This window comes from Paenarthrobacter sp. AT5 (genome assembly GCF_032764245.1).
Taxonomy (GTDB): Bacteria; Actinomycetota; Actinomycetes; order Actinomycetales; family Micrococcaceae; genus Arthrobacter; species Arthrobacter ureafaciens.
Map to the genome: position 1 here is coordinate 3,063,215 of NZ_CP136441.1, position 23,511 is coordinate 3,086,725.

At 64.1% G+C, this 23,511-nt stretch carries 21 protein-coding genes and 1 tRNA gene; 11 read left to right on the forward strand and 11 right to left on the reverse strand.

Annotated elements, in window-relative coordinates; translation table 11 throughout:
• Nucleotide 1: 1 nt before the first annotated feature.
• Nucleotides 2-1,651: an arginine--tRNA ligase gene (gene argS, locus RI444_RS14110; RefSeq protein WP_021471012.1), complete on the reverse strand. Its 1,650-nt coding sequence runs from the start codon at nucleotides 1,649-1,651 to the stop codon at nucleotides 2-4.
• A gap of 223 nt (nucleotides 1,652-1,874) precedes the next feature.
• Between argS and RI444_RS14115 the strand changes: the two genes are divergently transcribed.
• From RI444_RS14115 to RI444_RS14140, 6 genes are all read left to right on the forward strand, one after another.
• Nucleotides 1,875-2,354, forward strand: a complete 480-nt coding sequence (locus RI444_RS14115) for an FMN-binding protein (protein ID WP_207604447.1) — start codon at nucleotides 1,875-1,877, stop codon at nucleotides 2,352-2,354.
• 5 nt (nucleotides 2,355-2,359) lie between these two features.
• A complete protein-coding gene (locus RI444_RS14120) occupies nucleotides 2,360-3,232 on the forward strand; it encodes an FAD:protein FMN transferase (protein WP_207604446.1) in 873 nt (290 codons plus the stop codon).
• Nucleotides 3,229-4,728, forward strand: a complete 1,500-nt coding sequence (locus RI444_RS14125) for an FAD-dependent oxidoreductase (protein ID WP_021471015.1) — start codon at nucleotides 3,229-3,231, stop codon at nucleotides 4,726-4,728. The genes RI444_RS14120 and RI444_RS14125 overlap by 4 nt, the downstream gene beginning before the upstream one ends.
• Before the next feature lie 81 nt (nucleotides 4,729-4,809).
• A tRNA-Arg gene (locus RI444_RS14130) sits at nucleotides 4,810-4,882 on the forward strand.
• Between the two features lie 198 nt (nucleotides 4,883-5,080).
• Nucleotides 5,081-6,124 (forward strand): M4 family metallopeptidase, encoded by a 1,044-nt coding sequence (locus tag RI444_RS14135; protein WP_241650848.1) that lies wholly within the window; start codon nucleotides 5,081-5,083, stop codon nucleotides 6,122-6,124.
• A 77-nt stretch (nucleotides 6,125-6,201) separates the two neighbouring features.
• A complete protein-coding gene (locus RI444_RS14140) occupies nucleotides 6,202-6,504 on the forward strand; it encodes a protealysin inhibitor emfourin (protein ID WP_207604445.1) in 303 nt (100 codons plus the stop codon).
• 37 nt (nucleotides 6,505-6,541) lie between these two features.
• Here the strand turns inward: RI444_RS14140 and RI444_RS14145 are convergent, their stop codons facing one another.
• Entirely contained in the window at nucleotides 6,542-7,510 is a 969-nt protein-coding gene (locus RI444_RS14145; RefSeq protein ID WP_207604444.1) for a GlxA family transcriptional regulator, read from the reverse strand.
• A gap of 81 nt (nucleotides 7,511-7,591) precedes the next feature.
• Between RI444_RS14145 and RI444_RS14150 the strand changes: the two genes are divergently transcribed.
• From RI444_RS14150 to hrpA, 3 genes are all read left to right on the forward strand, one after another.
• The gene (locus tag RI444_RS14150; RefSeq protein ID WP_021471019.1) at nucleotides 7,592-7,762 is read left to right on the forward strand and encodes a hypothetical protein; all 171 of its coding nucleotides are present in this window, start codon (nucleotides 7,592-7,594) and stop codon (nucleotides 7,760-7,762) included.
• Between the two features lie 165 nt (nucleotides 7,763-7,927).
• Entirely contained in the window at nucleotides 7,928-8,920 is a 993-nt protein-coding gene (locus RI444_RS14155; protein WP_069695153.1) for a helix-turn-helix transcriptional regulator, read from the forward strand.
• Nucleotides 8,921-8,933: 13 nt separating this feature from the next.
• Nucleotides 8,934-12,917, forward strand: a complete 3,984-nt coding sequence (hrpA, locus tag RI444_RS14160; RefSeq protein WP_207604443.1) for an ATP-dependent RNA helicase HrpA — start codon at nucleotides 8,934-8,936, stop codon at nucleotides 12,915-12,917.
• A 9-nt stretch (nucleotides 12,918-12,926) separates the two neighbouring features.
• On the opposite strand, the gene RI444_RS14165 is transcribed toward hrpA, so the two are convergent.
• The 3 genes from RI444_RS14165 to RI444_RS14175 are packed head-to-tail and all read right to left on the reverse strand — an operon-like array spanning nucleotide 12,927 to nucleotide 15,396.
• Nucleotides 12,927-13,355 carry an HIT family protein gene (locus RI444_RS14165; protein ID WP_062097201.1) on the reverse strand — a complete coding sequence of 143 codons (429 nt, stop codon included), beginning with the start codon at nucleotides 13,353-13,355 and terminating at the stop codon, nucleotides 12,927-12,929.
• Nucleotides 13,352-14,506 (reverse strand): NAD(P)-dependent alcohol dehydrogenase, encoded by a 1,155-nt coding sequence (locus tag RI444_RS14170; protein ID WP_207604442.1) that lies wholly within the window; start codon nucleotides 14,504-14,506, stop codon nucleotides 13,352-13,354. The genes RI444_RS14165 and RI444_RS14170 overlap by 4 nt, the downstream gene beginning before the upstream one ends.
• The gene (locus RI444_RS14175) at nucleotides 14,503-15,396 is read right to left on the reverse strand and encodes a sulfurtransferase (RefSeq protein WP_179011536.1); all 894 of its coding nucleotides are present in this window, start codon (nucleotides 15,394-15,396) and stop codon (nucleotides 14,503-14,505) included. The genes RI444_RS14170 and RI444_RS14175 overlap by 4 nt, the downstream gene beginning before the upstream one ends.
• 107 nt (nucleotides 15,397-15,503) lie before the next feature.
• On the opposite strand from RI444_RS14175, the gene RI444_RS14180 reads away from it, so the two are divergent.
• Complete coding sequence (locus RI444_RS14180; protein ID WP_207604441.1) at nucleotides 15,504-16,586, forward strand: PLP-dependent cysteine synthase family protein; 1,083 nt, start codon at nucleotides 15,504-15,506, stop codon at nucleotides 16,584-16,586.
• On the opposite strand, the gene RI444_RS14185 is transcribed toward RI444_RS14180, so the two are convergent.
• Nucleotides 16,583-17,254 carry an MBL fold metallo-hydrolase gene (locus RI444_RS14185; protein WP_316963820.1) on the reverse strand — a complete coding sequence of 224 codons (672 nt, stop codon included), beginning with the start codon at nucleotides 17,252-17,254 and terminating at the stop codon, nucleotides 16,583-16,585. The two genes, RI444_RS14180 and RI444_RS14185, sit on opposite strands and share 4 nt — an antisense overlap.
• A 92-nt stretch (nucleotides 17,255-17,346) precedes the next feature.
• Between RI444_RS14185 and RI444_RS14190 the strand changes: the two genes are divergently transcribed.
• Entirely contained in the window at nucleotides 17,347-17,814 is a 468-nt protein-coding gene (locus RI444_RS14190) for a Fur family transcriptional regulator (protein WP_062097209.1), read from the forward strand.
• Between the two features lie 30 nt (nucleotides 17,815-17,844).
• On the opposite strand, the gene RI444_RS14195 is transcribed toward RI444_RS14190, so the two are convergent.
• From RI444_RS14195 to RI444_RS14215, 5 genes are all read right to left on the reverse strand, one after another.
• A complete protein-coding gene (locus tag RI444_RS14195) occupies nucleotides 17,845-18,741 on the reverse strand; it encodes a metal ABC transporter permease (protein ID WP_207604440.1) in 897 nt (298 codons plus the stop codon).
• Entirely contained in the window at nucleotides 18,741-19,574 is an 834-nt protein-coding gene (locus tag RI444_RS14200) for a metal ABC transporter ATP-binding protein (protein WP_170828549.1), read from the reverse strand. Before RI444_RS14200 ends, RI444_RS14195 begins: the two co-directional genes overlap by 1 nt.
• Before the next feature lie 95 nt (nucleotides 19,575-19,669).
• Nucleotides 19,670-20,668 (reverse strand): metal ABC transporter solute-binding protein, Zn/Mn family, encoded by a 999-nt coding sequence (locus RI444_RS14205; protein WP_207604439.1) that lies wholly within the window; start codon nucleotides 20,666-20,668, stop codon nucleotides 19,670-19,672.
• An 89-nt stretch (nucleotides 20,669-20,757) separates the two neighbouring features.
• Nucleotides 20,758-21,831 (reverse strand): hemolysin family protein, encoded by a 1,074-nt coding sequence (locus RI444_RS14210; RefSeq protein WP_021471031.1) that lies wholly within the window; start codon nucleotides 21,829-21,831, stop codon nucleotides 20,758-20,760.
• Nucleotides 21,828-23,180: a hemolysin family protein gene (locus tag RI444_RS14215; RefSeq protein WP_062097213.1), complete on the reverse strand. Its 1,353-nt coding sequence runs from the start codon at nucleotides 23,178-23,180 to the stop codon at nucleotides 21,828-21,830. The genes RI444_RS14210 and RI444_RS14215 overlap by 4 nt, the downstream gene beginning before the upstream one ends.
• Between the last annotated feature and the right edge of the window lie 331 nt (nucleotides 23,181-23,511).

Here is a 23,511-nt window from a genome sequence, read left to right on the forward strand (position 1 = left end):
CTTACATCCGTTCCGGCGCCGAAACGCCCAGCAGTTCGAGTCCGTTGGCCAGCACCTGGCTCGTGGCGTCATTGAGCCACAAACGGGTGCGGTTGACGTCCTGTACGGGTTCCTCGCCCTGCGGCGAGACGCGGCAGGCGTCGTACCAGCGGTGATAGGCGCCGGCAATAACTTCGAGGTGGCGTGCTACGCGGTGGGGTTCGCGCAACTCGGCTGCCTTGGCAACGATCGAAGGGTAGCTGCCAAGGTAGGAGAGCAACTCGTTCTCGGTCGCGTGGTCCAGCAGCGAGGCATCGAAAACGGACCGGTCAACGCCCGCCTCGGCTGCGTTCCTGGCTGTTCCACGGGAACGGGCGTGCGCGTACTGGACGTAGAACACGGGGTTCTCATTGCTGTTCTTCTTGAGCAACTCCGGATCAAGCGTCAGCGGCGAATCGGCAGGGAACCGGGCCAGCGAGTAGCGGACTGCGTCCTTTCCAAGCCAGGAAATAAGGTCCTTAAGTTCGATGATGTTGCCTGCACGCTTGGACAGCTTGGCGCCGTTGACCGATACCAACTGGCCGATCAGGACCTCGATGTTGGTGTCGGGATTGTCCCCTGCGCAGGCGGCAATGGCCTTCAGGCGGTTGATGTAGCCGTGGTGGTCCGCACCCAGGAGGTAGATCTTCTCAATGAAGCCGCGGTCCTTCTTGGAGAGGTAGTAGGCGGCGTCGGCAGCGAAGTACGTGGGTTCCCCGTTGGCGCGGATCATGACACGGTCCTTGTCATCGCCGAAGTCAGTGGTCCGCAGCCACACCGCACCGCCGTCGTCGAACACATGGCCCTGCTCGCGGAGGCGCGCGACGGCAGCTTCGATCGCACCGACGTCGTGGAGGTCCTTCTCGGAGAAGTAGACATCGAACTCCACGCCGAAATCGGCAAGGGTGCTCTTGATGTCAGCCATCTGGGCCTCGTAGGCGGCCGCCCGGATAACGGGCAGTGCGGCCTCGTCCGTGAGCTCCCTGATTCCCGGGTGCGCCTTCAGAACTTCGTCGCCAAGTTCCCGGATGTACTCGCCCGGGTAACCGCCGTCCGGCACGTCCCTGCCGTGGAGGCGGGACAGCACGGAATGGGCGAAGACGTTCATCTGCGAGCCGGCGTCGTTGATGTAGTACTCAGCCGTCACATCCGCTCCGGACGCGCGCAGGACACGGGCAATCGAATCACCGAGGGCGGCCCAGCGGGTGTGCCCGATGTGCAGGGGGCCTGTGGGGTTGGCGGAAACGAATTCCATGTTGATGACATGGCCTGCGAGCGCCTTGTTGGTGCCGTATTCGGCACCGGCCTCAACGATGGCCTTCGCCAAAGCTCCCGCCGCAGCGGCGTCCACTGTGATGTTCAGGAACCCCGGGCCCGCGATTTCCACCGCTGTTACGCCCGGAATCTCAGTCAGCCTGCGGCTCAGGAGCCCGGCAAATTCGCGGGGATTCGTGCCGGCCTTCTTGGCAAGTTGCAGGGCGATGTTGGTGGCCCAGTCTCCGTGATCCCGGTTCTTGGGTCGCTCCACCCTGACGTCATCGGGGACGGCGGATTCGGCCAGTGCGATTTCACCGGCGGCAACAGCGTCCTTCAGGCAAGTGGATATGGCAGCAGAGAGTTCTTCGGGAGTCACGCATCTAGCCTACCGGGGGCCCGCAAAGTCGCGGAATTCGAGGGCGCTTATGTGGGCAACCCGACGCACAGCCGCTACACAGTTCCTTCAGGGCGGCGGCACAACGTGAACCATTACGCTGATTTCGACGTTGTTGAAACCGTAGGCACGTGGCCTTTTGGGTCACCCAGCAGCACGAGCGGTCCCGCGAATCCAGAACTTGTCCACACGAAATGAGCAGACCATGACCACGCCCCTCCGCAAGACCATCTACGTCGGCCTGGCCGGTATCTCAATCGCAGGCACGGCAGCGGCCTGCGCCCCGGCCACCGAAGCGCCCGCCCAGACTCCGGCCACCCAGAACGGCGGACAGGCCGGCACGGCAGCTCCTTCGGGTTCCGGTGGCAGCTCCGCGGGCCCTGCCGGTTCACCCTACAAGGACGGCACGTACAAGGCCGACGGGACGTACACCTCCCCCAACGGACAGGAAACGGTGGGTGTGGAGCTGACCCTTGCAGGAGGCAAAGTCTCTGCTGTCAACATCACGGAGCATCCGTCCAACCCCAACACCAGGAAGTTCCAGGGTGAATTCGCCGGCGGGATTGCCGCTCAGATTGTCGGTAAGGACATTGACAAGCTCAACGTTTCAAAAGTGGCCGGTTCGTCCCTGACCTCCGGAGGATTCAACGACGCCGTCCAGCAAATCAAGTCCCAGGCCAAGTAGGGGCCATGCCACACCCTGGCTGGAGCGTTTTCCGCTTCGAGGGGATCGGCACCTCGTGGGAGATTGCTACGCCGGATCATCTGCCGGAGCAGCTCAGGGACGAATTACTGGAAACCGTCGCCGTTTATGACCGGACATATTCGAGGTTCCGTGCGGACTCGCTTGTGTCGCAACTCGCACAGGCCCCCGGCACCATCGCCCTCCCCCGGCATGCCGCCGGGCTTCGTGACCTGTACGCGGAGCTCTATCGTCTCAGCCGCGGTGCCATGACTCCCCTCATCGGTCCCAGCCTGGAACGCCTGGGCTATGGCGCCGGCTACAGCCTGGTTCCTTCCGGGAGTCCCGTTGCCGCCCGTGGTTGGGAGGAACTCCTGGAATGGAATGCAACCTCTCTGACCGCCAAGGAACCGGTCATCCTGGATATCGGTGCGGCGGGAAAGGGACAGCTGGTTGATCTCCTGGCCGGGGTCCTGCGTTCTCATGGCCGCACCGATTTCCTGGTCGATGGAAGCGGCGACATGCTGCACGGCGGAAGCCGGCCCGTGACAGTGGCGTTTGAGCATCCATACAACTCCAGGCAGGCGATCGGCACCGTGGAACTGGACAATGCCGCCCTTTGCGCCTCGGCTGCCAACCGCAGGGCTTGGGGGGACGGACTGCACCACGTCCTCGACGGAAGAACGGGGCAACCCATCAGGACCATCGTTGCTTCCTGGACCATCGCAGCAACGGCCATGGAGGCTGATGCGCTGGCCACGGCGCTCTTCATGGTGGAACCGGGCACACTCGAGGATTCCTTCGACTTCGAATGGCTCCGTGTGTTCTCCACCGGGAGTGCCACGTTTTCACCCGGTCTCGAGGGGAGACTGTTCACATGAACACCATGAAGGCCCGTTTGGACACCTGGCTGGGCCGCTTCACCATGTACCGCCTGATCCTGTGGGTCCTGGGAATCCTGGTGGCGTACAGCCTCCTGTTGAACGTGCTGGGATGGTTGACCTTCGGCCTTCCGCAGATGCTGGTGCACCTGGTGCTGTGCCTGGCCCTGAGCTACGGCTCCAGCCGCCTGCTCGCGCTCCTTTTCCGGACGAAGGCCCATCCGGATTCCTCCCTCATTACCGGGCTGCTGATCTACTTCCTTTTCTGGCCAACGTTCGTCCCCACGGACATGGCCGGTGTTGCGCTCGCCTGCGTGCTGGCCAGCGCGTCCAAGTTCGCCCTGGCGTTCCGGGGGCGGCACATCTTCAACCCGGCAGCCGCAGGTGCGTTCCTCACCGGGCTGACCGGACTGAATATCGCCACGTGGTGGGCGGCAACCCCGGCGATGCTCTGGCTCTTGGTTCCGGGAGTCCTGGCTGTTCTGTACCGCATCCGGAAATTGTTAATGGCCGGCGTTTTCATGGTGGTGGCAACAGGCGTCGTGTTTGCGGAATTGGTGAGCCGCAGCATGACCGTCGGTCAGGCGTTGTGGCAACCCCTGGCGCAACGGCCCCTGCTGTTCTTTGCCGGTTTCATGCTCTCCGAGCCGCTCACGCTGCCACCGCGCCGGTGGCAGCAACTCGGCCTCGCCGCCGTCGTCGGGATTGTTTTCGCTGTGCCTTACAACCTTGGTTTCGTGGCCAACTCTCCGGAACTGGCGCTGCTGTTGGGTAACCTCGCAGCTTTCTTCCTCGGCCAGCGGGGCCGCGTGGAACTGGTGTTCAAGGGTTCCAAACCGCTGACTCCGGGCACCACCGAGTTCCGTTTCGAGCCGCAACGTCCCGTCCGGTACGCCGCAGGCCAGTTCATGGAGCTGAACCTCCCGCATCCGGACCGCAATGGGAAGGGCATGCGTCGGGTCTTCAGCATCACGAGCCCTCCCGGGGCGCCTGAAGTAACGTTCGGCGTTGGCACCGGAGAACCGCTGTCCCCGGCCAAGAAGACGCTGCTGGGCCTGCAGCCCGGCGACACGGTGGGCGCCACCGCCGTCGGCGGCGATTTCCTGCTGCCGCGCGACCCGGGAGCCCCGGTCCTCCTGATCGCGGCGGGCATCGGGATCACCCCTTTCCTGTCCCAGCTGGCGTCCGGCGGGGAGCGGGATACCGTGGTGCTGTATTTGGCCCGGAGCCGCGCCGAGCTGGCCGCCTGTGAACAGTTGGAAAAGTCCGGGGCCCGGGTGGTTGCGCGGCTTGCGGACGGTTCGGCTCCGCCGGAGTTCATGGACGACGCCGGTACGCCCCGCATCGACGCAAGGCGCCTTCAGGAGCTGGTTCCGGATATCCGGGACCGCGCCGTCTATATTTCCGGCTCCCCGAAGAACGTCCAGGACCTGCGGGCGGTGGCCCGGGCAGCAGGGGCCAGGAAGATCCACGTGGATTCCTTTGCCGGATACTGAGGCCGGGCGGCGGTTTTCCTTTGCGACGCGCGTACTGCTAAGCTCTAGGACGTCCCACCGGCAACGGAGGGAACCCCGGTTGCCCTCGTAGCTCAGGGGATAGAGCGTCTGCCTCCGGAGCAGAAGGCCGTAGGTTCGAATCCTATCGAGGGCACAATCAATACCCCGCCAGTGCAGCTGGCGGGGTATTTTTTCTTTTCCCGCGGTGATCCCCGGCGGAAGACAACCCGGGTGGCCGCTATCACTTCAAGGCTTGCCGGAGCGCACCCGAAGAAAATGTCAGCGCCCGAACCTAGGCTGATCACAGTAGCCAACCGCCTCGCGCGGGCCGCTGACAACAAAGGGGTATACCGTGATCTGTTCCATCGTCCCTCCTTACCTGCTTCGGCGCCTTGCGGCCCAGGATGAACCGCGGCTGCGTGCCGTAGCTGTGGCAGCCAAGGAATCCCTGCTGCACATCAAGGAGCTGCAGGCAGTCAGGTCGGCGCCCGCGCCCGCAGCCCGCCCGGCGGCCCGGCAAGCCCGCCCGGGTGGTCCCCACCGGACGATCTACGATGCCCAAGGGGTGGAGCAGCTGCCGGGAAAGCTGGTCCGAAAGGAAGGCGCTGCCGCCACCGGCGATGTAGCGGCGGACGAAGCCTATGAGGGCCTGGGCAGCACGTACAGCCTTTATGCAGACGTCTTTGGCCGGGACTCAATCGACGGCGCAGGGCTCCCACTGGACGCCACTGTCCATTACGGGAGGCTGTATGACAACGCCTTCTGGGACGGGCAGCAGATGGTTTTCGGCGACGGTGACGGGGAGGTTTTCCAGCGTTTCACCAAGTCCCTCAGCGTCATCGGACACGAACTGGCCCACGGCGTCACCCAGTTCACCGCGGGTTTGGCCTACCGCAACCAGGCCGGTGCCCTGAACGAGTCCATGTCGGATGTCTTCGGGGTCCTGGTGGAACAGTACTTCAAGAAGCAAAGCGCTTCGGAAGCCAACTGGTTGATCGGCGAGGGCCTGTTCACCAACCACGTACAGGGCGTCGCGCTGCGGTCCATGAAGGCTCCCGGCACCGCATACGATGACGACGTTCTGGGCAAGGATCCGCAACCCGATTCCATGGACACCTACGTCCGCACCAGCGCGGACAACGGCGGGGTTCACATCAATTCGGGCATTCCCAACAAGGCGTTCTACGTGGTCGCTTCGGAGCTCGGCGGCAACGCCTGGGAGGCTCCGGGCCAGATCTGGTACGGGACCCTGACCAGCGGCACCCTGCCACCTGCCTGCACCTTCGGCAAGTTCGCACGGACCACGCTGGCAACGGCGGAGGAACTGTTCGGTGCGGGGTCGGCGGAGCATGACGCCGTCCGCAAGGCGTGGGACACTGTGAAGGTCAGGGTTTAGCCCAGTCTGCGGGACTTCCATCCTTGCGGCAGTCTTGCCTGGGCAACCACCGGACCGTGGAGCAGGATCAGCCGGACATGAAGATAACCGTCCAACGCAGTGGGGGCATTGCAGCCATGACCCGCGTCTGGAGCGTGGACGCGGCCTCCCCCGACCAGAAGGAACGCTGGCTCCCGATCGTGGAAGCCTGCCCGTGGGAAGAAGCCAAGAGCCGGGCACTGACAAGCAACGAACCCGACCGCTTCATGTACTCAATCCGCGCGGGCCAACACCGCGCCACCCTGCCGGAGGGCGCTGTCACCGGCCCCTGGCAGGAACTGGTGGAATGCGCCAAGGCGGAGGGCTCCGAGTCCACGGGGCACCGGGGTACCCGCCGCTGAATCAGTTGAATGGCCGGGCGCTTTGATCGGCCCCGGGTTAGACAACCCCTGCCAACTGGCCGCGGAAGGCCCTGCGATAGCTTTGCGGACTCGTGTCCAACACCTTGGCGAAGTGGTGCCGCAGCAGGACGGAATGGCCGAACCCTGCTTCGCGGGCAACTTCGTCGATATTCAACTCCGTGGTCTCCAACAGTTCCTGGGCCCGGAGAACCCTTTGGGAGTTGAGCCAGGCAGCGGGAGTGGCACCTGTCTCAGCCCTGAACTTACGGGCAAAAGTCCGCGGTGACATGTGGAGCCGTGCCGCGAGGTCATTGACACTGTGCTCCTGGTCAAGGTGTTGCACCATCCAGCGCAGGAGCGCCTCCATGGGCGCCGAACCGCACGTGGGCATGGGCCGGTCAATGAACTGCGCCTGGCCGCCGTCACGGTGCGGAGGAACCACCATGTCCCGGGCGATGGCCGCCGCAACGTTGGCGCCCAGCTCCACCCGGACCAGGTGCAGGCACGCGTCGATGCCGGCGGCCGTTCCCGCGCTGGTGATGATGTTCCCGTCCTGGACGTAAAGGACGTTCTCGTCCATCTTGGCCCCTGGGTACTTCGCAGCGAGCTCCTGCGAGTAGCGCCAGTGCGTGGTGCAACGGCGTCCTTCCAGGAGACCCGCTTTGGCCAGGGCGAACGCCCCCGAGCAGATCGACATCACCCAAGCACCGCGTGCCTGTGCCGCACGGAGCGCCTCATGGACGGACTCAGGAACATCGCGGTCCGCACCAAAGGGCGACATGATCACGAGGTCCGCATCAGCTGCCGCTTCCAAGCCCAGATTGACGTGCAGCGACAATCCGGATTTCATCCGCACATCGCCAGGCTCCGGCGCGCAGACCCTGAAATCAAACGCCGGGACCCCCGCTCCGCGGTCCGACCTGTCGATGCCGAAGACCTCGAATGCAGTCCCGAACTCAAAGAGTGAAAAGTTGGGAACCACGATCACTGCTACTGATTTCAACATATTTCCAGTGTGGCAGAAATTTGTTCTTTTGGGGCATTTCTGCCACTGTTTCTTGGTCCTCTCCAAGCGCAGGATTGAGTCATGGAAATCTTCGGAATCATCCTCTTCGTAGTCCTCGTTACCGCAGTCGCAGCGACCGTCAGCGCGCTGCTCCGGGACGGCCGCGGACACTATCCTCCGGTCAACTCCAAGGAGCCCTGGAGCGCCTTCGACGCTCCCAGCAGCCCCTACTGGAACCCGCGGATTTACTGACCTGCCGGCCGTCCCTGGCAACAGGTCACAGCCCGATCCACCCAACGCCCGCCATGGCCGGAGTACTGCAGACTTCCGGAAGGCGGGCGTTCCTATGTCCAGCGGCACCCCTAAGCGTGGGACGCCCTTGTGCGGGCCGGCGCGGCTTCGGCTAGATTCACGAGCATGATCCAAACCTCCGCCCGGCTCCTCCAACTGTTGTCCCTGTTGCAGGTGCGCCGCGAATGGACCGGGCCGGCGCTGGCTGAGCGCATGGGCGTCACGGAACGTACCGTGCGCCGGGATATCGAGAAGCTGCGGAACCTCGGCTATCCCATCCACGCCTCGCCCGGCATCGCGGGCGGCTACCAACTCGGCGCCGGTGCGCAACTGCCTCCACTGCTCCTTGACGACAATGAGGCATTGGCGGTTGCCCTTGGCCTGAACTCCGTTGCTGCCGGGCCGGTGGCCGGCATCGGCGAAGCCTCGGTGCGCGCCCTGACCAAGCTCGAGCAGGTGTTGCCCTCCCGGCTCCGTTCGAGGTTCGCCATGCTCAAGGGCGCCGTCACCGCGCTTCCCAGCAACGCCGCTTCCGTGGACCCCCAGCAGTTGACGGTCCTGTCCTCGGCGATTGCCGACCGCCGCCAGGTGTCCTTTGACTACGTCACGTCCGAGGGCGAATCGTCCAGCCGCTTGGTGGAACCGTACAGGCTGGTTGACACGGGACGCCGTTGGTACCTCGTAGCCTGGGACGTCGGGCGCGAGGACTGGCGAACCTTCCGTGCAGACCGCATTGCCTCCCTGCCCAGCGAACGCAAGCGCTATGAACCTCGGCCGCTACCGGCTGAGGACTTGGCCGCCTATGTCCAGCAGTCGATCACCCGTTCGCCGTACAGGTTCGACGTCGTCGTGCGGCTGCATGCGCCGCTCGCCGAGGTTGCCGCCGTCGTCGGTCCGCACCTTGCTTCCCTTACGGCAGAAAGTCCCACCAGCACCATCCTTCGCGCCGGTTGGGACAACCTGGCCGCACCGGTAGCCCAGCTGGCAGCCCTGGACATGGATTTCGAGATCATCGAACCCGTCGAGTTCACATCGTTCGCCCTGCGCCTGTCCCGCCGGCTCAAAGCAGCGGCCGGGAACGTGACTGACGCCGCAGAGGACACTCTCCCCCGGCAGTAGACTGGCCTGAGCCATGACAATTCATATCTCCTACCCCGCTGAGCTGCCGGTATCCGAGCGCCGCGAGGATCTGATGGCGGCCATCGCCGCAAACCAGGTGACCATCATTGCCGGCGAGACCGGTTCGGGCAAAACCACCCAGATCCCCAAAATGTGCCTTGAACTGGGCTTGGGCGAGCAGGGCCTGATCGGTCACACACAGCCCAGGCGCCTCGCGGCCAGGACGGTTGCCGAACGCATCGCTTCCGAACTCGGCGTGGAGATCGGCCAGGAAGTGGGCTTCCAGGTCCGGTTCACCGGCGAGGTCAGTGCCGCCACCAAGGTCAAGCTGATGACCGACGGCATCCTGCTCGCGGAGATCCAGCGGGACAAGCTGTTGCGCAAATACAGCACGATCATCATTGACGAGGCCCATGAACGGAGCCTCAACATCGACTTCATTCTCGGCTACCTCAAGCGGATACTCCCCCAGCGGCCGGACCTGAAAGTCATCATCACCTCGGCAACCATCGATCCCGAACGCTTCGCGAGCCACTTTGGCACCGACACCGCCCCCGCCCCGATCATCGAGGTTTCCGGGCGGACGTATCCGGTCGAAATCCGCTACCGTCCCCTGTCCCAGCCGGCGAACCCCGATGCCGAAGAGTCGGACGACGAACTCGAAGAGGACCGGGATCCGCTGGATGCGGTCTGCGACGCCGTGGATGAACTCGCCCAAGAGGCTCCGGGAGACATCCTGGTCTTCTTCTCCGGCGAGCGCGAGATCCGCGATGCCGCCGAGGCCATCAACGGCCGTATCCAAAGCAACCGCCGCCTTGCCGGGACGGAAGTACTGCCGTTGTATGCGCGGTTGAGCCTGCAGGAACAGCACAGGGTTTTCAACCCCGGTGGCAAACGGCGCATCATCCTGGCCACGAACGTCGCCGAGACATCGCTGACAGTCCCCGGCATCAAGTACGTCATCGACACCGGAACAGCGCGAGTTTCCCGCTATTCGCACCGGACCAAGGTTCAACGCCTGCCGATCGAACGTGTTTCGCAGGCCTCGGCCAACCAGCGGTCCGGCCGCTGCGGGCGAGTGTCCGAAGGTATTGCCATCCGGCTCTACTCGGAAGGGGACTTCGAGTCCCGTCCGCAGTTCACGGACCCGGAGATCCTGCGGACCAACCTCGCCGCCGTCATCCTTCAGATGACCGCCATGGGCGTTGCCCGCAGCCCCAAGGATGTGGAGAACTTCCCGTTCGTGGAGCCTCCGGAGTCGCGGGCAATCAACGACGGCGTCACCCTCCTCCGCGAGCTGGGCGCCCTCAGCGTTGCCAAGCCCGAGGGACCTGCGGCCCCGTCAGCCGGAAAGCAAGGCAAGAACCGGGGCGGACGCGGCCCGGGCCGTGATGGCGGCGGCCTGACGGCCATCGGGCAAAAGCTTGCGCAGCTCCCGGTCGACCCCCGCCTTGGGCGCATGATCGTGGAGGCCGGCAAACGTGGATGCGTGCGCGAAGTCATGATCCTCGCAGCTGCCCTGACCATCCAGGATCCCCGCGAGCGCCCCACCGATAAGCAGCAGCTCGCGGCGGAAAAGCACGCCCGCTTCCGTGACGAGAACTCCGACTTCACCGGCTACCTGAATCTGTGGAACTACGTGCAGGAAAAGCAGCGGGAGTTGTCCTCCACGCAGTTCCGCAGGTTGTGCCGCACCGAGTTCATCAACTACCTGCGGGTCCGGGAGTGGCAAGACCTCTTCACCCAGCTTCGCCAGTTGGCGAAACCGTTGGGAATCACCCTCGACACCAAACGCGAGGCCGATCCCGTAGGCCACCACGACGATATCCACATCAGCTTGCTGTCGGGTCTGTTGAGCCACATCGGCGTCCTCGACGAGCGCAAGCGCGAATACGCCGGGGCCCGCGGCACCCGCTTCGCCATCTTCCCGGGATCGGCCTTGTTCAAGAAGTCGCCGGCTTTCGTCATGGCGGCCGAACTGGTGGAGACCAGCAGGCTATGGGCACGCGTCGCGGCGAAGTTCGATCCGTTGTGGGCAGAGCTCGTTGCCCCGCACCTGGTCAAACGCTCCTACAGCGAACCGCACTGGTCATCCCGCCAAGGCGCCGTTCTGGCCCATGAAAAAGTGACCCTTTACGGCGTGCCGATCATCCCGGACCGCAGGGTCAACTACGGCCGCATTGACCGCGAACTCTCGCGCGAGCTGTTCATCCGTCACGCCTTGGTTGAAGGTGAGTGGCGGACCCACCACAAGTTCTTCCACCGGAACCGCGCGCTGCTCCAGGAAGTCGAAGAGCTGGAGACCCGCATGAGGCGGCGTGACATCCTGGTGGATGACCAGACGCTCTTTGAGTTCTACGATGCCCGGGTGGGTCCGGACGTTGTGTCCGAGCGCCATTTCGACAAGTGGTGGAAAGAGGCCCGCCAGGCCGATCCCGCGCTGTTGGACTTCGACGAATCGCTCCTCATGAACGAGGACGCCGAGGGCCTCGACGAATCCGCGTATCCCAAGGTATGGCGCCACAAAGGCTTCGAACTGCCGCTGAGCTACGAGTTCCACCCTGTGGCACCGGGATCGGCGCCCAACCCCTCCGACGGCGTCACCGCCGAGGTTCCGGTCCTGTTCCTGAACCAAATGGATGATGCCCCCTTCCGTTGGCAGATCCCCGGCCAACGCGTGGACCTGGTCACTGCCTTGATCAAGTCCCTTCCCAAGCAGATCCGCAAGAACTTCGTCCCGGCTCCGGATGTCGCCCGGCAGGCCACTGCCGCGTTGGAGAAGGACTTTGATCCCGCCACGGACGAACTTGAGCCATCCCTTGAGCTGGTTCTGCGCCGGCTGCGTGGCCACATCATTCCGCCCGGTTCCTGGAACTGGGATGCCGTCCCCCAGCACCTCCGCGTGAGCTTCAAGGTAGTGGACAGCAGGGGCAAAGTGCTGGGCGAGGGCAAAAACCTTGCCCAACTGCAGGAGACCCTGGCGCCGGCAACCCGGCGTGCCATCGCAGAATCACTTGGAGCCACGCCCGCCAGCACCCGCAAAGCGAAGGTGCCGGAGACGCCGCTGGAGAACACCCCGCACGGCAATCATGCAGGGGCAGGTGCGGCCGCCGGTGACGGAGTAGTTGCCGAGCGTTCGGGTATCACCGAGTGGGACTTCGGAACCGTTGAACGGCAGGTCACCCGCACCGTCAAAGGCCACGCAGTGACCGGCTTCCCGGCAGTGGTGGACGAGGGAAAGTCGGTGGCCTTGCGGGTGTTCCAAACCCGGCAGGAACAGGAAGCTGCCATGCGTGGCGGCGTCATCCGGCTCCTGGCACTGCGCATCCCGTCCCCGGACCGGTACGTGCTGGAGCACCTCAGCAACACCGAGAAGTTGACGTTCAGCCAAAACCCGCATGGTTCCGTGAGTGCGCTGATCGCCGACTGCGCCCTGGCCGCCATTGACAAGCTGACTCCCGCGGAACTTCCGTGGGACCGAACTGCTTTCGATGCCTTGTACGAACTGGTCCGCGCGGAACTGATCGATACCGTCTTCACGGTGACGGCCGTCGTCGAACGCATCCTCTCCAGTACCCGCAGGATCCAGAAGCAGCTTAAGGCCAGTACCAGCCTGCCGTTGATCAGCGCGCTCAACGACATGAAGAGCCAACTGGAGCAGTTGGTCTACCCCGGCTTTGTGGCACAGACGGGCTACGCCCAGCTGAGCCAGCTGCCCCGCTACCTGCAGGCCATGGAGAAGCGGTTGGACAAGCTGCCCGGCAATGTGCAGCGCGATGCCCTCAACATGGCAGTCATCCAAGGCCTCGAGGACGATTACGACGACGCCGTGGCGGCATTGACGCCCGGCCGTCGGGTGGGGCCGGAGTTAACCCGGGTGCGCTGGATGATCGAGGAGCTGAGGGTGAGCCTGTTCGCCGTGGAATTGGGGACCGCCTACTCGGTCTCCGAGAAACGGATCCGGACGGTCCTGAACCAGGCCCTGGCACCGGCCTAGCCGCCGGACTCAGTCCTCCGGCACGAACCCGGCATGGCCGGCAGAACGGAGTGCCGCCCGAAGCTTCACGGCTGTTGCGTCCATGACCGCCGGATCCGGGTTGTGGTCCACATTGTGCACCTCGAAGTCGGCCATCGAATATGCCGGCCAGACGTGGACGTGCAGGTGGTCCACTTCAAAGCCCTCCATGAGCACGCCTACACGCTTGGCGTCGTAGAGGTCTTCCTGGACCTTGCCGATCTTCTGGGCCACGTCCATGACCTTGCCCAGCAGTTCGGGGCTTGCATGGGTCCACGAATCCACTTCTTCCCGCGGTACCACCAGGGTGTGGCCGGGGGTGATGGGCGCGATGGTCAGGAAGGCAACTACGTCACTGTCCTTCCACACGAAACGCCCGGGGATTTCTCCGTTGATGATCCTGGTGAACAGCGTGCTCATGCGTCAGCCCTTTCCGATGGTTCCTGAAGAGTGGAGGTGTCCAGGACAAAACGGTATTTCACGTCGCCGGCCACCATGCGGTCGTATGCCTGGTTGAGTCCGGTGGCTTCAACGATCTCGATGTCACTGGCCACGCCATGCTCGGCGCAGAAATCGAGCATCTCCTGGGTTTCCGCGATGCCCCCGATGAGGGATCCCGCGTAGGCGAGGCGCCGGCGGATGAGCTGGCCGGGGCTGACGGGAGGCATGTCCTCAGCCGGCAGGCCCAGCTGGAACAGTGCTCCCTCCAAGCGCAGGGTGCGGAAGTAGGGATTGAGGTCGTGCGGGGCCGCGACGGTGTCGATGATGACGTCGATGCTCCTGTCGGCGGCCTCCATTGCCTCCGGGTCCTTCGAAAGCACCACACGGTCCGCCCCGAGTTCACGGGCGGCCTCGAATTTGGATTCCGAGGTGGTGAACACGGTGACCTCGGCGCCCATGGCCTTGCCGATCTTGACGGCCATGTGCCCCAATCCGCCAAGCCCTACGACGCCGACGGAATCGCCCTCTTCCACCTCGAAGTATCGCAAGGGCGAGTAGGTGGTGATGCCGGCGCACAGCAAGGGGGCGGCTGCGGCGGGGTCGAGCGCCTCGGGAATGCGGAGCACGAAGCGGCGGTCAACCACTACCAGTGTTGAGTATCCGCCTTGCGTCACGGCATCGCCGTTGCGGGGATCCTTCGCACCGTAAGTGCCCACGTTGCCGCGTTCGCAATACTGTTCAAGGCCCTCAAGGCAGCTTTCGCATTCCCGGCAGGAGTCCACGAGGCAGCCAACGCCCACACGGTCGCCGGGAGCGAAATCAGCCACGGCGGAACCCACCCGGGTCACCCGGCCAACAATTTCGTGGCCTGGTACCAACGGGTAGTGCGGCACCCGCCATTCGGCGCGGGTGGCGTGGACGTCGGAATGGCAGAGGCCGCAGAACTCAATGGCGATCTCGACATCGTCGTCCTTGGGCGCCCGCCTGGCAACGGTCAGGGGTACCAATCCGCTCTCCGGCGAGGTAGCCCCGTACGCGGCTGCCAGGGCCCCGCCTACCGGCGCGGCCCCGCTTTCCTCGACGGTGATCGGCTTGGCAAGGGGCGGGGGTACAGGTCGTCCAGGGGTCATGGTTCGACGCTACTCCCGGAAACGCGGCTCGTGCCACTTGGGCCCGCTCCGTCGAAGGGCCCGGCGCCCACTGCCACGGGATTCGCTCCGTTATTGGACCACTGGGAGAACGAGCCGGGGAACAGGGCTGCCTCGAAGCCGGCGATGCCCAGTGCCGCTATTTCGTGCGCTGCCGTCACCCCGGAACCGCAGTAGACGGCAACCTTCGCGCCCTCGGTGACACCCAGGCTGCCGAAGCGTCGCCGCAGTTCCCCGGCCGGCAGGAAGTGTCCGGCGTCGTCCACGTTGGCGGTGGTTGGTGCGCTGACAGCGCCGGGAATGTGCCCTGCCCGCGGATCGATCGGCTCAACCTCGCCCCGGTAGCGTTCACTGGCGCGGGCATCGAGGAGAATCCGGTCACCGTGCCACGCCGCGGCCTCACGCTCGGAGATGGTGGGCAAGAGGCCCTCGCCCAAAGAGACGTTTCCGACGGCGGCGGACACCTCGCCTGTCTCCTCCGGGTAACCTGCCGCGCGCCAGGCGGCCAGTCCGCCGTCGAGCAGGTACACCTCCTCAAGGCCCGCATTCCGCAGCATCCACCAAGCGCGCGCCGCCGCCATGCTGCCGCTGTTGTCGTACGCGACCACTGTGTCGCCGTCGTTGATTCCCCAGCTGCGGGCAGCTTCCTGGAAGCGGGCCGTGGACGGAAGGGGGTGCCGGCCCCGGTCCGGCTGCGCGTGGTCGGCCAACTGGGACGGGAGGTCCACGAAGACAGCTCCGGGCAGGTGCCCGGACAGATATTCCTCATGCCCGTCGGTCCGGCCCAGCACCCAGCGCACGTCCAGCAGCACAAGCCGCTCCCCCGCCGCGAGTCGTCTGTTCACTTCGGCTGCGTCCATGAGGATGGCCATCAGTTCTCCCTTGCTTGCGTCCTTGCCGTTGCTCCGCACCCAGCCTAGTGCGGCAGCCCGGCTGCCTCCTTCCAGAGCCTGCCGGGCCGCGCCGGTAGTCTTGTCCGGTGAGCAATTCAGGCATTCAGGACAGGGCATGGGCCCACGAGGCCATCCGGAAGATCGAGGCGGAGAACAACCGCTCCGCGGACACCCACCTCTACGCGGTGCCGCTCCCCGAACACTGGGGCGTGGACCTCTATCTCAAAGATGAATCCACGCACCGCTCCGGCAGCCTGAAGCACCGCCTGGCACGCTCGCTGTTCCTCTATGGCTTGGTCAATGGCTGGATCACAGAGGGAACCACCATCGTCGAAGCATCCAGCGGAAGCACCGCCGTGTCCGAGGCATACTTCGCGCGCCTGATCGGCCTGCCCTTCATCGCCGTCATGACTAAAACCACCAGTCCGGAGAAGATCGCGTTGATCGAAGATTTCGGGGGTGCCTGCCTGTTGGTGGATCACGCCTCGGAAGTCTACGCAGTGGCCGAGGAGACCGCCCGCACCTCCGGCGGCTACTACATGGACCAGTTCACCTTCGCCGAGCGGGCCACGGACTGGCGCGGCAACAACAACATCGCCGAATCGATCTTCCAGCAGCTGGCGCTGGAACGGCACCCCGTGCCTGAATGGATCGTGGTGGGCGCCGGCACGGGAGGAACCAGTGCGACGATCGGCCGCTACCTCCGCTATAACCGGCACAGCACACGGCTTGCCGTGGTGGATCCGGAGAATTCGGCGTTCTACCCTGCCTGGCTCGACGGGGACTGCGGATCCGCCAGCGGGCTGCCCTCACGGATCGAAGGAATCGGACGTCCGCGCGCGGAACCCAGCTTTGTTCCGGCGGTGATCGACCACATGATCCAAGTACCGGATGCCGCTTCGATTGCCGCCATGCGGCATCTGGCGAAGCTCGCAGGCCTTCATGCCGGGCCATCCACGGGAACCAACCTGTGGGGGGTCTGGCAGCTGATCGCCGGGATGGTCGCCGAGGGACGGCGCGGCAGCATCGTGTCATTGATGTGCGACTCAGGTGAGCGGTACGCGGGCAGCTATTACGACGCCGGCTGGCTGGCACGGCAGGGCCTGGAACCTGCCGGTTATGAGCAGGTGCTGGACAACTTTCTCGACACCGGGACGTGGAACGGCTAAATCTCCACGGTCTGCCGGGGCGCGAGGCTGGAATACGTCGTGCCGTAGCGGGCGCCAAACCGTGTCACATGCCCCTCCACCAAGCCACGGCCCACCTCATTGAGCAACCCGTCATGGACCGGGTAGGCCTGCGGGGCCCGGACGGAGATGACAAAGTCCACCACCTCGCCCACCTTCGACCACGGAGCGTGGATCGGAACGAGGAGGGTTTTGACCTGGATGCCGTCCGGCACCACGAAGGAATCACCGGGGTGGAACACATTGCCGTCAATGAGGTAGCCGATGTTGGCCACCACGGGGATCTGCCCGTGGATCAGGGCATGCTGCCCCCCGAATGTCTTGACATCAAACCCGGCAATGTCCAAAGCCGAGCCCGGGTCCACGGCCCGAATCCGCTCCTCTACGGAGTCAACCGATGCCTCAGCGGCTGCCTTGGTGGGGGTCCGCGCCACCCCCTCCGGTGCATGGACCACCAGGCGTTCGTTCATCGTCAGCGCCTCCAACAGCACGGCCTGGTCGATGTGGTCCGGGTGTTCGTGGGTGACCAGTACGGCCTGCGCGCCTTCCAAGGCCTCCTTCGATTCCGAATAAATACCGGGATCGATGACCAGGACGTTCCCGTCTTTCTCCAGGCGGACACAGGCGTGGGTGTACTTGGTGAGCTTCATGGTCACAGCCTAGGGGCGGCCGTAGAACGATTCCAAGCACCCCCTGCGGTAAAATCAGGGTTGGCCAGCACCCCAGGGAAGTGAGTTTTTCAATGCCACAGGGCACCCAATCCGCCACCGGTGGCAGGTCAACACCCACTACCGGGGGCGTCAAGGAACAACGTGTCACCAAGCAGCGACTCGCCGTCAGCGCCGCCTTGGATGAACTGGATGACTTCGTCAGCACGCAGGAGCTGTACCGGCTGCTCCAAAACAAGGGCATCTCGGTATCGCTGGCCACGGCCTACCGGATCCTGCAATCGCTGGCAGACGACGGCCTGATCGACGTGCTCCGTAATGGCGACGGCGAGGCCGTATACCGGCGCTGCGCCGTTACCGGCCACCATCACCATCTGCTGTGCCGCAACTGCGGCAAGGCCGTGGAGGTGGAGGCTCCCGCCGTGGAGACCTGGGCCGCCAGGACCGCGGCGGAACACGGGTTCACCGAAGTGGCGCACACCGTGGAGATTTTCGGGCTCTGCCCGGAATGCACGGCCCGGAAGGCCGCCGGGACACTCTAGCCCGGCGGGACACTCCAGTCCGGCGGGACACTACACCTGGACGGCGCGTGCAGGCTGGTCCCGCGACACCCTGCCGTTGAGGCCGCGGTTGGCCCGGACCCGGCCGATCACCCGGCACACCACGTAGATCAGGAATGACAAGGTTGTGACGTAAGGGCTGATGGGGATGCGGCTGCCCAGCGCCAGGAGAATTCCGCCCACCGTGGCCGAGAGTGCGAAGAGGACACTCAGGAGGACAATCAGCTTGGGCGACGTCGTTACCCTCAGCGCTGCGGCCGCCGGCGTAATCAGCAGGGCCAGCACCAGCAAGGCTCCCACGATCTGGATGGACAGTGCCACGGTGATGCCCAACAAAACCATGAAGCCGATGGCAAGTCCGCGCACTGGGATTCCGCGGGCCTCCGCCATTTCAGGATCCACGCTCGCAAAGCCCAAGGGACGCCAGATCAGAACCAAGGCAGCCATGACCACAACCGCCGTTCCCGCCAGGGTCTGGAGCTGGACGGTATCCACGGACACTATCTGGCCCGTGAGCAGTCCGAACTTGTTGGCGGCACGTCCCTCATAGAGGGCCAGGAAAAGAATTCCCAGGCCCAGGCCGAACGGCATGATGACGCCGATGGTCGAGTTTTTGTCCCTGGCCCTGACGCCCATGAAGCCCAGCAGAACCGCCGCTGCCACCGAGCCCACCAGGGAGCCAAGGATGATGTCGGCTCCGATGAGCAACGCAAAAGCAGCACCGGCAAAGGACAACTCCGAAATGCCGTGGACCGCGAAGGCGAGATCGCGCTTCATCACGAACGTGCCCACCAGGCCGCCGAGCAGGCCCAGGACCGCTCCGGCCCAGATGGAGTTCTGGACCAGTGCCAGCAGTTCGCCGTAGTTCTCGAAATTGAAGATGGTCTGCAGGATGCCATCGAGGTCCATCAGAACTCCTCCCCGGCAGCTGTGTGCGCATCGTCGTGGAAGTGCGTGGTGGCGTCCGGAAGCCCGACGACGACGAACCTGCCGTTGGTCTGGATGACCTCCACGTGGCTGTTGTACAGATCGGAGAGCACGTCGGTTGTCATGACTTCCTGCGGGGTGCCTACGCGGAAACGTCCACCGGCCAGGTAGAGGACACGATCCACGTAGTCGATCACGGGGTTGATTTCGTGCGTCACGAACACCACGGCGCTGTTCCTCTTGTGGCACTGCTCATTAATAAGGGCACTCACGCCCTGCTGGTGGTTCAGGTCCAGCGAGAGCAGCGGCTCATCACACAGCAGCACAGCGGGATCGGTGGCCAGCGCCTGGGCAACGCGCAGGCGCTGCTGCTCCCCGCCGGACAATTGCCCCACGGGGACCTTGGCGTAGTCGGAGGCCCCGACGAGTTCCAGCAGTTCATCAACGCGCCGATTGACTTTTCCGGAGCCCAGCCGGACTCCCCAGCGGTGGCCGTCGATGCCAAGGGCCACCAGGTCCCTGGCACGTAGCGGGGTATCGGCAGCAAAAGATTTTTGCTGCGGAATGTACCCGATGGTGCGGCTCCCGCGCTCCACGGGGCGTCCGCCAAGGGTCACCGTTCCGGACTGCAGTTCCTGGAGTCCGAGGAGGACCTTGAGGAAGCTGGTCTTACCGCTTCCGTTCGGCCCCAGGACCGCGAAGAACTCGCCGGGGCTGATGTCGAGGTCAAGGCCCTTCCAGAGTGTCCGCTTGCCGAACTGAAGGCTCGCTTCGCGGAGGCTCACTACCGGTGTCAAAAGTTGTCCTCGATCCATGCGCATCCTGGGTGGGCGCAACTCAGTCAGTGGTGGGCAGTTTGCCTGGCGGCATCTGTCCTGGACGGACAGCCACCTGATTATCTTAGGCGATGCTATTTCGCCAGTGCGGCCGACATTGCCTCAACGTTGGCGGTCATCCACTGGAGGTAGTCCTTGCCCTCGGGAACGGTCTCGGTGAAGTCAACCACCGGCACGCCCGCAGCTTCGGCAGCCTTCTTCACGGACTCGGTCTGTGGACCTTCCGTTTGGCCGTTGTAGGCCAGCAGGCGGACTCCGGCCACGATGTCTGTGGTTTCCTTCAGGACGGAAGCGGGCACATCCGTCCCCTCTTCCACCGCCGAGCTGTAGGCCTCGGGCGTCTTGTTGACCAGCCCTGCGGCTTCAAGGAGGTACAGGGGAACGGGCTCCGTGATGGCTACCGGGGCGCCCTGTTGACTGGCTTTCAATGACTCCAGCTTTCCAGCCAACTCCGAAAGGCCGGTTTTGAAGCCGGCGGCGTTGTCTTTGAAGGTGGGAGCAGAAGCGGCATCCAAGGCACTGAGCTTCTCCGCCACCTTGTCCGCGAGCTTGCCCATGGCGTCCAGGCTGTACCAAACGTGCTCGTTGAACTCGCCGTGGTCGTGGCCATGGCCGTCTTCAGCGTGTGCGTCCTCGCTGTGGTTCTCCCCTTCGGGAGCCAGCCCGGATACTTCCACTGCGCTGACGATGTTTTCGTGGCCGATGTTGGTGTCGTCGGCGATTTTGTGGAGGAATCCGTCATAGCCTCCTCCGTTTTCCACGACGAGCTGCGCCTTGGAGACCACCAGCTTGTCTTGGGCGCTGGCTTCGTAGGAGTGGGGGTCCTGGCTCGTCTTGGTGATGATCGCCTTCACGTCCACCCTGTCACCGCCTACGGCTTTGACGATCTCCCCGTAGACATTGGTGGAAGTCACCACGTGCAGGACACCGGACGACGCCGACGGCGACTCCCCGCCGCCGCCCGCACCGGTACTTCCGGAGCAGGACGCAAGGGCCAGGGCAGCGATGGCGGAAACAGCGGCAACGGACAGACGGGCGGCGTAGCGACGCACGGAAACCTCGGATCTACTCATTCGAGAATGGGGCACAACAACAAATGGATGTGTCCAGTGTAGCTGCTAATAGGAATGATTCCTATTAGAAAACAGGGATGCTGAATCCCTTACTGCTGCGGGTGCGGTCCGCCCAGCCTCCGGATGCCCGTGGCCTGCGTAGCGTCCCGGATCTCGCCCACGAGCTGCTCAATGACATCTTCAAGGAAGAGGACACCTTGGATATTCCCCTTGGGGCCAACCACGCGGGCCAAATGGGAGCCCGTCCGTTGCATCACGGACATGGCCCTTTCGATTTCGTCATCGGGCGAGAGGTTGGCAAAGGAACGGATGCGCCCCTCGGCAATGGGGTGCCTGCGCCCTTCCTCCGGGATAGACAGGATGTCCTTGACGTGCAGGTACCCGGCGAGTTCGCCGTCGTCGTCCACCATCGGGAAGCGCGAGAAGCCGGTACGGCTGACCGCTTTTTCCAACTCCACGGGAGTGGACGAGGTCTTGAGCATCACCAGCTTGTCCAGGGGCACCATGATGCTGGAAGCGGTGTGTTCGGAGAACTCAAGCGCGCCGGTCAGCAAACCGGCTTGGTCATCCACCAGGCCGTGCCTGGTGGACTCCTGCACGATCGACTGCACTTCCTCCAAGGTAAAGGAAGAGGAAACCTCGTCCTTGGGCTCGATCCGCATCAGGCGCAGGATGTGGTTGGCGAGCCAGTTCAAGGTCCAGATCACGGGCTTGACCATCCTGGCGATGAACACCAGCGGCGGCGCCAGCAGCAGTGCTGCCTTGTCCGCCACGGACACCGAAATGTTCTTCGGCACCATTTCGCCGAAGGTCACGTGCAGGAAAGTCACGAACAACAAGGCGATCCCAAAAGCGATCACATCGGCCAGTTCGACCGGAACACCCACCACTTCCAAGGGCCCGGCCAGCAGGTGGTGGATGGCCGGCTCTGCCACCTGCAGGATCAACAGCGAGCACACCGTGATGCCTAGCTGTGCGCAAGCAAGCATGAGAGACACGTTTTCCATGGCGAGCAGGGTAGTTTGAGCGCGCTTGGAGCCGCTTTCGGCCAGCGGCTCGATCTGGCTGCGGCGCGCGGACATGACGGCGAACTCGGCGCCGACAAAGAAGGCGTTGCCGATCAGAAGGACAACGAGCCACATGATGCCAACCCAATCGTTCACAGGGCACCTGCCTCATGGTTGCGCTCGTCGGTCCCCGCCGGGTTGTCCTGCGGTTCAGCTATGTGATGGAAACAGATCCTGTCGATCCTTCGACCATCCATCCTCGTGACCGTCAGCGTTCCGCCGTCGACCTCCACAGTGTCTCCCACCGTGGCGATGCGTCCCAGCTTGCTCATGACGTAGCCGCCAACGGTCTCGTAGGCCGATTCGTCAGGAACTTTCAGCCCAGGAATCTGCTCCGAGACTTCGTCCGGCCGCAGGAGACCGGGAAAATACCAATCCCCCGAAGCGCTCTGCAGCAATCCCGGACGAACCTTGTCATGTTCATCGGCAACCTCGCCCACAATTTCCTCCACCAGGTCCTCCAAGGTGGCGATTCCGGCCGTGCCGCCGTATTCGTCAAGGACCACCGCCAGTTGGAGGTTGCCCTCCCGCAGTTCGGCCAGCAGGGAGTCGAGGTGGATGGTCTCAGGGACACGCAGGACGTCGGTCATGATCGCACCGGCCTCCAGTTTGCCGCGGCGGTCGGCCGGGACAGCTACCGCCTTCTTGATGTGGACAACCCCACGGATGTCATCCGCTGAATCGCCGATCACGGGGAAGCGCGAATAGCCGGTCCGCCGGGCGGCATCCAGAATGTCCGACACGGGCTGGTCGGCGTCGATCGTCTCCATCCGGATACGCGGGGTCATGACATCCGCCGCGGTCCTGCCGGAGAAGTTCAGCGTTCGGGCCACGAAGTTCGCCGTACCTGCGTCAAGTGTTCCCAGTTCGGCTGACCGGCGGACCAGGGAAGCGAGCTCCGCGGGCGTCCGCGCTCCGGAGATCTCCTCCTTCGCTTCCAGGCCGAAGACGTTGAGGACCTTGTTCGAGAAGCCGTTCAACACCACAATGGCCGGCTTGAAGACCGCGGTGAAGACCAGTTGCGCAGGGGCAAGGCGCTTGCCCAAAGGAAACGCGAGGGCTATGGCCATGTTCTTGGGCACTAGCTCACCCAGGAGCATGGACAGAAGCGTGGCCAGCGCCATGGCCACAACCAACGCTACGGAGGCAGCGACTTCCGGGCTCAGGCCCAGCAGTGCCAGCGGTCCGCTCAGGAGATGACCCACGGAAGGCTCCATGACGAAACCCGTCAGCAAAGTGGTGAGCGTGATGCCCAGTTGGCAGCTGGACAACTGCGTGGACAGAGACTTGAGGCATTTAAGAAGGGCTGCGGCGGCGTGGTCGCCGTCGTCCACGGCCCGCTGCACGCTGGCTTGGTCAAGCGCTACCAGGGAAAACTCGACAGCCACGAAGAAGCCGGTCCCCAGGATCAAGGCAAAACCGGCCAGGAGGAGAATCCATTCCATCTACCGCATCCCTCCACGGAGCGCGGACCTGAATTCGGTCAGCGCATTGGCGGGGTGAGGGTCCGGCGGAGGTTGGTCGGGCGCAGCAGGAGACGACTCTGCGGGTCCACCGGCAGGGGCCGCCGGTTCATGATGGGCATGTGAACGGGTGCTGCCGGCGTGCTGGGTACGGTGTGCGGAGGTGCCGTCCAGGCTCCCCCGGCAGTACCCAGGCCGGCACCTGGATTTACTGTCCATAAGGGTTTTAGTCTACAGCCCGGGAAGCCGCGGGACCCGCGCTCCTTCCCGCAATCACAGGTGCCTGAGCATCGCTCACGAAAGCCGACATGAT

What these genes read in the sequence shown, in the direction of transcription:
- RI444_RS14115 (WP_207604447.1), top strand. Translation starts at nt 1,875, where the DNA reads ATGACCACGCCCCTCCGCAAGACCATCTACGTCGGCCTGGCCGGTATC.
- RI444_RS14120 (WP_207604446.1), top strand. Translation starts at nt 2,360, where the DNA reads ATGCCACACCCTGGCTGGAGCGTTTTCCGCTTCGAGGGGATCGGCACC.
- RI444_RS14125 (WP_021471015.1), top strand. Translation starts at nt 3,229, where the DNA reads ATGAACACCATGAAGGCCCGTTTGGACACCTGGCTGGGCCGCTTCACC.
- RI444_RS14140 (WP_207604445.1), top strand. Translation starts at nt 6,202, where the DNA reads ATGAAGATAACCGTCCAACGCAGTGGGGGCATTGCAGCCATGACCCGC.
- RI444_RS14145 (WP_207604444.1), bottom strand. Translation starts at nt 7,510, where the DNA reads ATGTTGAAATCAGTAGCAGTGATCGTGGTTCCCAACTTTTCACTCTTT.
- RI444_RS14150 (WP_021471019.1), top strand. Translation starts at nt 7,592, where the DNA reads ATGGAAATCTTCGGAATCATCCTCTTCGTAGTCCTCGTTACCGCAGTC.
- RI444_RS14155 (WP_069695153.1), top strand. Translation starts at nt 7,928, where the DNA reads ATGATCCAAACCTCCGCCCGGCTCCTCCAACTGTTGTCCCTGTTGCAG.
- hrpA (WP_207604443.1), top strand. Translation starts at nt 8,934, where the DNA reads ATGACAATTCATATCTCCTACCCCGCTGAGCTGCCGGTATCCGAGCGC.
- RI444_RS14165 (WP_062097201.1), bottom strand. Translation starts at nt 13,355, where the DNA reads ATGAGCACGCTGTTCACCAGGATCATCAACGGAGAAATCCCCGGGCGT.
- RI444_RS14170 (WP_207604442.1), bottom strand. Translation starts at nt 14,506, where the DNA reads ATGACCCCTGGACGACCTGTACCCCCGCCCCTTGCCAAGCCGATCACC.
- RI444_RS14175 (WP_179011536.1), bottom strand. Translation starts at nt 15,396, where the DNA reads ATGGCCATCCTCATGGACGCAGCCGAAGTGAACAGACGACTCGCGGCG.
- RI444_RS14185 (WP_316963820.1), bottom strand. Translation starts at nt 17,254, where the DNA reads ATGAAGCTCACCAAGTACACCCACGCCTGTGTCCGCCTGGAGAAAGAC.
- RI444_RS14190 (WP_062097209.1), top strand. Translation starts at nt 17,347, where the DNA reads ATGCCACAGGGCACCCAATCCGCCACCGGTGGCAGGTCAACACCCACT.
- RI444_RS14195 (WP_207604440.1), bottom strand. Translation starts at nt 18,741, where the DNA reads ATGGACCTCGATGGCATCCTGCAGACCATCTTCAATTTCGAGAACTAC.
- RI444_RS14200 (WP_170828549.1), bottom strand. Translation starts at nt 19,574, where the DNA reads ATGGATCGAGGACAACTTTTGACACCGGTAGTGAGCCTCCGCGAAGCG.
- RI444_RS14205 (WP_207604439.1), bottom strand. Translation starts at nt 20,668, where the DNA reads ATGAGTAGATCCGAGGTTTCCGTGCGTCGCTACGCCGCCCGTCTGTCC.
- RI444_RS14215 (WP_062097213.1), bottom strand. Translation starts at nt 23,180, where the DNA reads ATGGAATGGATTCTCCTCCTGGCCGGTTTTGCCTTGATCCTGGGGACC.